This is a genomic window from Pseudomonas sp. efr-133-TYG-103a, from assembly GCF_030209235.1.
GTDB lineage: Bacteria > Pseudomonadota > Gammaproteobacteria > Pseudomonadales > Pseudomonadaceae > Aquipseudomonas.
Map to the genome: position 1 here is coordinate 67,646 of NZ_JARVSK010000044.1, position 9,232 is coordinate 76,877.

Genomic DNA, 9,232 nt, shown 5'->3' on the forward strand with positions numbered 1-9,232 from the left:
ACGGCTCTCTTGGAGAAGTTGCCGCGCAGTATAGCGAGCGACCCAGTAGCGGCAAAGCGCTCGCTGTGCCCGGTGGTCACTGAAAGTGAGTAGAATGCGGTTTTTTTCCACTGCGGGGGTGCGCCTTGCGCGAAATTGTCCTGATAAACATCACCGGTGAAGACCGTCCGGGTCTCACTGCGGCCATCACCGGCGTGCTGGCCCAAGGTGGCGTCGATGTTCTGGATATTGGTCAGGCAGTGATCCATGACACGCTGTCGTTCGGCATTCTTGTCGAGATTCCGGACACCGAAAGCGGCGCGACGGTACTCGATCAGGTTCAGGTGAAGGCCGACGAACTGGGCCAGCAGGTCCTGTTCACGCATGTCAGCGAAGACGACTACCAGCATTGGGTCGACGACCAGGGCAAGGACCGGCACATCGTCACGCTCTTGACCCGCAAGGTCACGGCCGAGCAATTGCAGACGGTCAGTTCGATCACCGAAAGGTACGGACTGAACATTGATCGTATCGACCGCCTCTCCGGCCGGATGCCGCTGGACATGCCAAGTGACAAGGGCAAGGGCTGCATCGAGTTTTCCGTGCGTGGCGAGCCCGCCGACGCTCAGCAGATGCGCGCAGAGTTCCTGCATGTGGCTCAGGAGCTGAACGTCGACATCGCCTTCCAGCAGGACTCCATTTTCCGTCGCAATCGTCGTCTGGCCGTGTTCGACATGGATTCGACGCTGATCGAAGCCGAAGTCATCGACGAGTTGGCCAAGGCTCACGGCGTTGGCGAGCGCGTATCGGAAATCACCGAGCGCGCCATGCGCGGCGAGCTGGATTTTCGCGCCAGCTTCAAAGAGCGCCTGGCGCTGCTCAAAGGGCTGGACATCAAGGTGCTGGACGAAATTGGCGCATCGCTGCGTCTGACCGAGGGCGCCGAAACACTGTTTGCCGAACTCAAGCGTCTGGGCTACAAAACCGCGATTCTGTCGGGCGGCTTCACCTACTTTGCCCGTCAGCTGCAGGCCAAGCTGGGGATCGATTACATCTTCGCCAACGAGCTTGAAGTCGTGGATGGCAAATGCACCGGCGTTGCCGTCGAACCTATCGTCGACGCTCAGCGCAAGGCGGATCTGCTGCGCGAACTGGCGAGCAAGGAAGGGTTGAGCCTGGAGCAGACCATTGCCGTCGGCGACGGCGCCAATGACCTGCCGATGCTGGCGATTGCCGGACTGGGCGTGGCATTCCGGGCCAAGCCGCTGGTCAAGCAGTCGGCCAAACAGGCGATCTCGACGCTTGGGCTCGATGGTGTGCTTTATCTGCTCGGCTTCCGCGACCGGGAAGGGCGAAACGCGTAAACCGTTGTTGATCGGCTATCCCTCAAACCTGCGGATGCGCGCGCACGGTTTGAGGGGAGCGTTGGGAGCGGTGGGCTATTACAGAACCGTCCAGAGCGAATCGAATTCCTGTTCCGGCGCGGATTCGTTCTGTGCGATGTTCTTCTTCGGCCCTTCGAGCATCTGATACTCGAACTGGTTGTAGCTCCCGGTCGTCGCCCGACGATTGCTCAGGCTGGCCCGACGTTCCTCTCCGCTGGTGTTGATCATGACCTTGCAGCCATCGTCGAACGGCAGGCGAGGGGCGACCACCGTTGCCGGCACATCGATGGCGCGCACTTCCGGAAGCAAAAGCGCGCGCAGGTACTGACTGCTCTGCTCGGCCCGCAGCAGTTGCATGCCACAGGCCTGCGCGAACGGCGCGATCAATTCGACACCCATTTGTGTGCCACCACTGCGCACCTGGCGAACCCAGCGCACTACCGCGATGCTCCAGCCATGGCCATGGTCCTGAATGCCGATCATCTCTCCGGCCTGAAGCTGGTCGGGGACTTCCTTGGGCCAGGCCAGGCAATAACCGCCGGGGCTGTGATTGACGATGTGCAGGCTGTACGTCGGGAAGCTCTTCTGAGCGTCGGCGGCAGCGCTGGCTTCTGTTTCTTCACGCTGATATTCGATTTCTTCAAACGGCAGCAGGGTGCTCGACGTGCCGCTGCGTTGCACATCCACGGCTTGCGCCCACGGGTCGTGCCGAGTCGGCTCCAGCGGTTGCAGCGTGTATTCGGCCGTTTTGCTCACCGCGGCTACCTGCAGCAGATCGCTGAAGCACTTCTGGCCGCCGACGAAGTAATGCAAAGCGCTCATGCCGACGCAGACGGTCAGCGTGCCCTGGCCCGGCGTTCGCTGGAATGCCCGTTCTGAAACGTCTCCCCAGGCAGCGGCCAGATGTTGCAGAACGTCCGCAGACAAGCCCGGTGGCACGTGCAGATATGACTGTGATCGCTGCTCGACGGGCGTTTCGATGTAGCGCTGCAGCGCGGCGGACAAGGGGCGTGGGTCGATGCCAAGCAAGTTGCCACGCTGGTCCTCGGCGTACAGCGAGGTGTAGCGCGGCGCAGTGTCAGTGCTCGGCGACACGGCATACAGGCTGGAGCCCTCGACCAGCGGCTGCTGCAGCGTGACCATCGAGCTCCACGCATCCAGTGCGTCGGCAAGCTTGCCGATGTTGTGCTGACGCATCTGATTGCAGCGCGAGCAACCCATCAACAGGGCGACCGTGTAGGTCTGTTCGACAGTCAGCGTGCGCGTGTGATGAGCCTGATTGTCGGCAACCGGAATATTGTGCAACTGGTGCTGGCGCGCGATCTGGTAGATCTGGTGCAACTCAAGCCACAAGCCGTCCTGCACCGGACAATAAAGCTGGTTGGCACGGATCAGTGGGCCGTTCAGGCAGTGCAAGGCCCGCTGCAATGCGGTGGTGAGGAGCGGAATGCGGTCTCTGCTGAGCTTGGGCGCGACACGGGCGATGATCTGTTTGTAGCCGATCGCCAGATGGTTCTGCAGGGCCTGACACAGGTTGGCGACCTTGCGAGGACGCTCTTCCAGTACGACGGACTGGTTGAGGAAATGCCGCTCCAGATGCTTGCACACGAACGACACTTCCGGGCGCAGCAGCTCGAGCAATTGCATGCGGTTGTCGCTGGGGGTGAGCAGCTGGTTGAGCTCGCCCAGGCCCTGATACAGCTGGCGGGCCATTTCGCCGAGGTTCGCTTTGGGCAGCGTGGCGATCCAGCGCTTTAGGTCTTTTGGCGTCGCGTCACAGAACGACAGGCTCGACTGCGTCGGCACAGGTGCGCGCAACAACAGAGGAAGACTTAAATTACTCATGTGACAGGCAAACTCCAACAACTACCGGCACGGTCGGCGGCGATTTCAACGGTGCGAAGGGCACGTTGGCCGAGCGAAACGAGCAAGTTTACGTCAATTGAAAACGAAGTTTCCTACAACACCGATGAACGACTTTAGCAGCATCAGCTCGACATCGCAGCTTTAATATCAAAGTGACATTGTTGCGCGGCCGATCCATCTGAATGGTGAAGCGCATTGGCGCTGTCGACGAAAGGCCGAGCAGCGCCAAAAAAGCGTTTCAGGATTCTTTACGCAAGAATCACGCCTGTGTCGGCAATGCCATTGCCTGACCCATCTGCACGGGCGATCCTGCCGCCAGCGTTTCGGCCCATTTCACCTGATTCGGCCCGAACAGCACGATGGCGGTGGAGCCCAGTTTGAAGCGACCCATTTCGGCGCCCTTCTCCAGATGAATCGGCGCACGTGCAGCCTCATCGTAACGGAAGGTCTTGAGCTCGCGTTTCGGTGGCGTGACCAACCCGGCCCAGACCGTTTCGATGGAGGCCACAATCATCGCACCCACCAGCACCACGGCCATCGGGCCACGCTCGGTGTCGAACAGGCAGACTGCACGTTCATTGCGGGCGAACAGCTCCGGAACGTTTTCGGCAGTGGTCTGGTTGACCGAGAACAGACGGCCCGGCACGTAAACCATCTCACGCAGCGTACCGGCCAGCGGCATGTGCACCCGGTGGTAATCCTTGGGCGACAGATAAACGGTGGCGAACTCGCCGCCCATGAACGGAGCCGCCAGGCGCGCATCGCCGCCCAGCAGTTCCAGCACGCTGTAGCTGTGGCCTTTGGCCTGAAAGATCCGCCCGTGCTCGATCGGGCCCAATTGACTGACGGCGCCGTCAGCGGGGCAGAGGATCGCGCCCGGCGTCTGGTCCAGAGGGCGAGCCCCCGGTTTCAGCGCCCGCGTGAAGAAGTCATTGAAGTGCTGGTACGCCGTGACGTCCTCCACTTGAGCCTGGGACATGTCGACCTGGTATCGGCGTGCGAACCATTGCGTGAATGCGTTCTTGAACCAGCGCACGCGGCATTCGGCCACGCAGCCGGCGAGCCGCGACAGCAGATGGTGAGGAAGCAGATATTGAAAAAGAATGAACAGACGCTGTTTCATCAAGATTCCTAAAGCGTTTGAAAAAGGGAAAAATGCTGCGACGCCCAGTGGGCGCCCCGTTATTTCTCGACCGGTGTATCCGGATGATTGCCCCATTCTCCCCACGATCCGGCATAGCCTTTGATGCGTGGGTAGCCCAGCGCTTTGGCCACCAGATAGGTAAAGCCGGAGCGATGGTGGGTCTGGCAATGGGTGATGACTTCTTTGTCCGGCGTGATGCCCAGGCTTTCGAGGATTTGCGGCATATCCCGGCGAATGCGCAGGTTGCGCGCCTGATCCATGCCCGCCGTCCACTCGAAGTTTACGGCACCCGGAATGTGACCGCCTTTGGCCGCGACTACTTTCTCGCCTGAGTATTCGGTCGGGCCGCGTGCGTCCCAGATGGCCAGATCCGCAGCGCCGAGGCGACTTTGCAGGTATTCGCGGGTGGCGGTGGGTTCGTCATGCAGCGTCAGCGGAACCGGTCCGCCGGCAAGAGCAGGTACTTCCGTGGTCAGCGGCAAGCCTTCGGCCTGCCAAGACAGCAGTCCGCCGTCGAGATAGTGGTATTTCGAGTGTCCGATGACATCCAGCAGCCAGATGAAACGTCCGGCCCAACCGCCACCTTCGTCGTCATAGACCACATAGACCGCATCGGGGTTATGGCCGAGTTCGCCGAACAGCGCTTCGAGCTGCGCCTGAGTCGGCAGCAGGCCCGGTGCGGGCGGCAGCCCCAGTTGCGTATGTTTGGGGTCGACGAAGCGGGCGCCGGGAAGGTGGCCGGCCTCGTAACGGGCGGGGCTGGTCAGGTCGACCAGAATCAGCTCTGAAGCGCCGAGGCGTGCCTGCAGATCCGCGGGCTCGATCACCAGTGGCAAGCTTGAGAAGGCAGACATGTGAGGTCTCCAGATCGGAAAAAGAGGCGAATTGTAGCTCAGCCATCAACCATTGCGATGGCTAAAGGTGGTCAGAGCCTTCTCGATACACTGCCCGGTTTTCCCGAATGCTTGCACTGACATTTCCGAGAACAGCCCGCCGCCTTGATCGGCGACCACCAGCATCACAACGCGTCCATTGCTTGCGAGCGAGCGAACAAGCAGGTTCTCGCCGCTGAACAGGTTGCGCAATTGTGGCGGCATCAGCGCCGAAAACTGCGCGTTGTTGCCTGGCGTCAGACGCAGCTGAGTGGCCTGCGCCATCAGACGCTGCAACACAGTGCTGTCTTTGTAGGAGACGAGCAGGGCGGCGGCCGATTTATCCAGGCCGGCAATCTGATGCACGCGCAGGCTGTCGGTCTTGCGATCGATCATCAACAGCGCCACCCGTTGCATGCCGCAGGCGACCAGCGCGTCTCTGGCGCAGGTCGTCAGGTGCATGGCGTTGGTGAACAGGCTGGGCTCCTTGAGCAGGTCCGCGCAGTGTTTGCGCCACACCTGCAAGGCTTCGGGAGTGGGAGGCGAGGCGGGCAGCAGACCTTTGTGGACCCTGCGAGCATCCCAGGGCCATAACAGCGCTTCAGCCGGGTGCCAGACGCCTGGCGCAGCATGTTGACGACCGCTGGCGGCCGCGTTCTGGTGAACCTGTTGCTGCAAATCCATCAAAGGCTGTTGCAGATAAAGGCTGGTCAACAGCTGCCAGCGCAGGTTGTGAGGCGTGTCCCAGGCCTGTTGCGCCGACAGCGCGAGGCCGTTCGCCAGCAGGATGGTGTTGGCCGGCTGATTGAGCCAGCGGCGCAAGGGCAGGTCGGCGTCCAGTTGCTGTTGCTGCTTGAGAGGATCGTCGTTCTCGTGGGCGATTCGCAGCACCTTGACCAGATTGCGCTGCTCGCTGATCAGCAGGTTATAGCCCTGCGTCACCCAGATCGGCAGATGCCAGTGGGTAGCCAGCGCCTGGCACAGGTGCAGCAGGCGCACGCCGAACAGGGCTTTTTCCACCGTTTTGGCCGACTCGCCTTTATGAATGACCCTCAGCTCCCATTCTTCCAGCAGCTTGGGGTGCGCCAGCGCCATCGGCCAGAGAGGCGAAAGAAACAAAAGGCTGCCCAGATGGATGTCCTGCCACAGACGCGCAAGCTGGTTGGCGAACAAGCCGTAAGCCTGTTGCGTGGCGTGCTGGCTGATCAGTTGCAGCTGGCGCAGCGCCACTGGAATGTCCTGCAGTTGCGCACTGGGCAAGCGCGCAAGCAGCGTTTCGGTGCGGGCAAGTCCCAGGCGATTGAGCGCCACCTCAAGGCTTTCCGCAGGCTCTGTCAGGCCGCCGGTGTGGAGATTGGCCTCGCGCAAGACGCTGAGCACCAGTGCCGGGCTGTCCTGCATCAGGTCGGCGATGTCACGCAGCGAACGACGGCTGTCCGTCAGTGCTGCCTGCACTTTGCTGTGGGCCAGCGCTGGCACCGGCAAGGCCAGTCCATCGAGTTGCTTTATCCAGCTTTCGAGCGTTTGCGGGACGGGGAGCGACGAGGCTTTTTCAGAGTGCATTCACAAGGCCCATACGGCTGGGTGGTTTTGATCAATGTCGAATGATGGCATCATGATGGCCTTCGCGTTGCGGTGCCCGGATCAGACGCCAGTCAGGATTTTCGCTTGATTTGACTATAGTCTGGCGCACTCATGCCGATAAGTAGAACAAGAGTTTTGAACGCTTCTCGCACAATGACCTTGAACCCGACTTAAGTAAGTAATCTTTCTCTATGGCAAAAATTATCGGCATCATCGTCGTTTTCGCGAGCGTCCTCGGCGGCTACGTACTCTCCCACGGTCAAATCGCTGCGCTGATCCAGCCTTTCGAGGTATTGATCATCGGTGGTGCGGCGTTCGGCGCATTTTTGCAGGCGAACCCGGGTTACATGACCATGCACGTCATCAAGAAATCCTTGAAGATGTTCAGTTCGCGCTTCACCCACGCTTTTTATCTGGAAGTGCTGGGGCTGATCTACGAGATCCTCAACAAAAGCCGCCGCGAAGGCATGATGGCGATCGAGGGCGATATCGAAGAACCGGAGAACAGCCCGATCTTCGCCAAATATCCCAGCATTCTGAAAGACACCAAGATGATCGCATTCATCTGCGATTACCTGCGCATCATGTCGTCCGGCAACATGGCACCGCACGAGCTCGAAGGGCTGTTCGACATGGAACTGCTGAGCATGAAAGAAGAGCTCGAACATCCTTCCCACGCCGTGACCGGCGTCGCTGACGGTATGCCCGGTTTCGGTATCGTCGCGGCGGTACTGGGTATCGTGGTGACCATGGCGTCGCTGGGTTCCGGCGACAAGGCGGCGATCGGTATGCACGTAGGTGCGGCACTGGTCGGTACCTTCTTCGGTATTCTCGCCGCGTATGGCTTCTTCGGCCCGCTGGCCACTTCCCTGGCGCACGATGCCAAGGAAGAAATGAACGTTTTCGAAGCGATCAAGGCTTCGCTCGTGGCATCCGCCTCGGGTGTGCCGCCGTCACTGGCCGTAGAGTTCGGTCGCAAGGTCCTGTATCCCGCCCATCGCCCCAGCTTCAGCGAGCTGGAACAAGCTGTTCGCGGTCGTTGATCCATGGAAAATAATCAGCCGATTATCGTCAAGCGCGTCAAGCGCTTCGGCGGAGGGCACCACGGCGGCGCCTGGAAAATCGCCTTCGCCGACTTCGCTACGGCAATGATGGCGTTCTTCCTGGTGCTGTGGTTGATGTCCTCGGCCACGCCTGAGCAATTGATCGCCATTGCCGGTTATTTCAAAGACCCTGTTGGCTTCTCCGACAGCGGATCGCCTTACGTCATCGATTTGGGCGGCTCGCCGGAAATGTCGCCTGACCAGACGCTCAACCCTGAGGTCAAGTCGACTCCCGCACCGGATCGCGTGCCTGTCGACGCCGACAAGCAGGATTCTGCGGCCGAACAGGTCGAGCAGGAGCGTCTGGAAATGCTGCTGCAAGAGCTGCAGACCAAGGTCAACGAGAACCCGCAACTGGCGAAGTTCAAGGACCAGATCCTCTTTGAAATTACGCAGGACGGCCTGCGCATCCAGATCATGGATGCTGAAAACCGGCCAATGTTCGATATCGGCAGTGCGCGTCTGAAACCGTATTTCGAAGACATCCTGCTGGCGATGGCAGACACCATCAAGGCGGTGCCGAACAAGGTCAGCATCAGTGGCCATACCGACGCGACGCCTTATGTCGGCAACAACGGCTTCGGCAACTGGGAACTGTCGGCCAATCGCGCCAACGCCGCACGGCGTGCGCTGGTCGCCGGGGGGTATCCTGATCCGCAAGTGGCGCGCGTCGTCGGCTACGCCTCGTCCTCGCTGTATGACAAGGACCACCCGGAAAACCCGATCAACCGTCGCATCGACATCGTGGTCCTGACCAAAAAGGCGCAGAGTCGTATTGAAGGCGATCAGAACGCAGGCGAAGCGCCCAAAACGGACGCCGCACCTGCTCCCGCCTCACCGACGGCTCCGGCCGGCAAACCTGGCGCATCCATCAGTGCGCCAGCCGTAGACCCACAGGCCTACGCCCAGCCGCACGAAATCCGTCAAAAGCTGAACATCTTCGATCAAGGCCAGTTGAAGATCGACGAAACCAAGAACTGACGCTGACGCGGAGGTCGCCTGGCCCGGCCTCTTCGTGAGCAAGCTCACTCCCACCGGATCTCGGCTGGCTGAAAGACCAGGTTTCCCCACATCCCAAGCTGTTGCACTCACTGTAGGAGAGAGCTTGCTCGCGAAGGCATTCCTACAGTCTCTGAAGATGTGGCGGCAGGGCCGGTCTCTTCCCGGCTGAAGCCGGTCCTACTGACGCTGCACGCTTTTCGTAGGACCGGCTTTAGCCGGGAAAGCGTCGGGTATCGCGCCGCTGATCGAAGAGCTCTTTAAAGACAGTTGGCTCACTCCCACCGGATCTCGGCTGGC

Annotated in this window: 7 protein-coding genes; 3 read left to right on the forward strand and 4 right to left on the reverse strand. The window is 60.5% G+C overall.

What is annotated here, in order from left to right:
- Window positions 1-125 precede the first annotated feature (125 nt).
- Entirely contained in the window at window positions 126-1,343 is a 1,218-nt protein-coding gene (gene serB / locus QRN36_RS26655) for a phosphoserine phosphatase SerB (RefSeq protein ID WP_285426762.1), read from the forward strand.
- A gap of 78 nt (window positions 1,344-1,421) precedes the next feature.
- Here the strand turns inward: serB and QRN36_RS26660 are convergent, their stop codons facing one another.
- From QRN36_RS26660 to QRN36_RS26675, 4 genes are all read right to left on the reverse strand, one after another.
- A complete protein-coding gene (locus QRN36_RS26660; RefSeq protein WP_285426763.1) occupies window positions 1,422-3,209 on the reverse strand; it encodes a molecular chaperone in 1,788 nt (595 codons plus the stop codon).
- A 280-nt stretch (window positions 3,210-3,489) separates the two neighbouring features.
- Window positions 3,490-4,359, reverse strand: coding sequence for an archaetidylserine decarboxylase (asd, locus tag QRN36_RS26665; RefSeq protein ID WP_177182162.1), 870 nt, complete (start codon window positions 4,357-4,359; stop codon window positions 3,490-3,492).
- A 53-nt stretch (window positions 4,360-4,412) separates the two neighbouring features.
- On the reverse strand, window positions 4,413-5,228 hold the full coding sequence (gene rhdA / locus QRN36_RS26670; RefSeq protein WP_285426764.1) for a thiosulfate sulfurtransferase: 816 nt from the start codon (window positions 5,226-5,228) through the stop codon (window positions 4,413-4,415).
- Between the two features lie 45 nt (window positions 5,229-5,273).
- Complete coding sequence (locus QRN36_RS26675) at window positions 5,274-6,809, reverse strand: HDOD domain-containing protein (protein ID WP_285426765.1); 1,536 nt, start codon at window positions 6,807-6,809, stop codon at window positions 5,274-5,276.
- 212 nt (window positions 6,810-7,021) lie between these two features.
- On the opposite strand from QRN36_RS26675, the gene motA reads away from it, so the two are divergent.
- Both motA and motB read left to right on the forward strand, forming a co-directional pair.
- Entirely contained in the window at window positions 7,022-7,873 is an 852-nt protein-coding gene (gene motA, locus QRN36_RS26680; protein ID WP_093465081.1) for a flagellar motor stator protein MotA, read from the forward strand.
- 3 nt (window positions 7,874-7,876) lie between these two features.
- Window positions 7,877-8,914 (forward strand): flagellar motor protein MotB, encoded by a 1,038-nt coding sequence (motB, locus tag QRN36_RS26685; RefSeq protein WP_285426766.1) that lies wholly within the window; start codon window positions 7,877-7,879, stop codon window positions 8,912-8,914.
- Window positions 8,915-9,232: the final 318 nt, after the last annotated feature.